This window comes from Pedobacter sp. 01N416, assembly GCF_056399685.1.
The window spans coordinates 1-1,122 of the sequence record NZ_JBFTRT010000909.1 but is presented as its reverse complement, the minus strand read 5'-3'; the positions used below and the strand labels follow the sequence as shown (position 1 = coordinate 1,122).

Genomic DNA, 1,122 nt, shown 5'->3' with positions numbered 1-1,122 from the left:
GCGTTTAGGTGTGCGTATGGAAGATATTATTGATTTCTACAACAATAAAATAGTTCACAACCCTAATTTCAGGGTTAAATTATTACACTTTTTTATTAACTCTGGTATTACCGATTCGCCATATTATTGGAACGAGTTAGAGAAATACGTAACGCTTTATTGCAAGTTTAAAAAGATCAATCCTGATTTAGATACCCTGGATATTGGTGGTGGTATGCCATTTAAAGATTCGTTGGTATTCGATTTCGATTACGAATACATGGTAAACGAAATCGTAAAAAGGATTAAAGAAATCTGCGCGATCCACGACGTAATGGAACCAGATATTATTACCGAATTTGGCAAATATACGGTTGCAGAGGCTTCTGGTATTTTATATAAAGTATTGGGCCGTAAACAACAGAATGATCGTGAGCGTTGGTTAATGTTGGATGGTTCTTTTATTACCAATTTACCTGATGTTTGGGCATTGAATCAAAAATACATTTTATTGCCGATTAACAATTGGGACGCTGAATATGAGCGGGTTAACTTAGGCGGTATTACCTGCGATGGGCAGGATTATTATAACCAGGAAGCGCACATGAACAGTGTATTTATGCCTAAAACGCGTAAGGTACAGTACTTAGGTTTCTTCCATACTGGTGCTTATCAGGAAGTATTGAGCGGTTATGGTGGTATTCACCACTGTTTATTGCCAAGCCCGAAACATGTTTTGATCCGCAGAAACCGTGATGAAAGTTTCAATTTCGAAGTTTTTGGAGAAGAACAAAATAGCAAGCAGGTATTGAAGATTCTAGGTTAYTAAGTTTAACCGCAAAGAACACAAAGTTTTTCGCAAAGAGCGCTAAGTTTATACTTGGCGCTTTTTACGTTTTTAACCTCTTAGAGGAAGGTTATTTTAGGCTTACTAATTGCATCGTCATACTGCCCCGAATATTCGGGATCAGCCATCTTTCATGTAGGATAGGCCCTGAAATAAATTCAGGGTGACGATCGCTTTTACAGAATCCTTTACAATTTTCTTTATTAACTTAGCGGTAAAACAAATCCATATTACAATGCAATTCGGTAAAGTAGACGACCCAACTATTATAGATTATACCCTTCCTGCTGATGCTC

The 1,122-nt window shown here is 37.2% G+C and carries 1 protein-coding gene; it reads left to right on the top strand.

Annotation, left to right across the window (positions count from 1 at the left end):
* Nucleotides 1-808, top strand: an 808-nt coding sequence (locus tag AC1DND_RS28320) for a type III PLP-dependent enzyme domain-containing protein (RefSeq protein WP_477586233.1), incomplete at its 5' end; no start/stop codon positions are given.
* Between the last annotated feature and the right edge of the window lie 314 nt (nucleotides 809-1,122).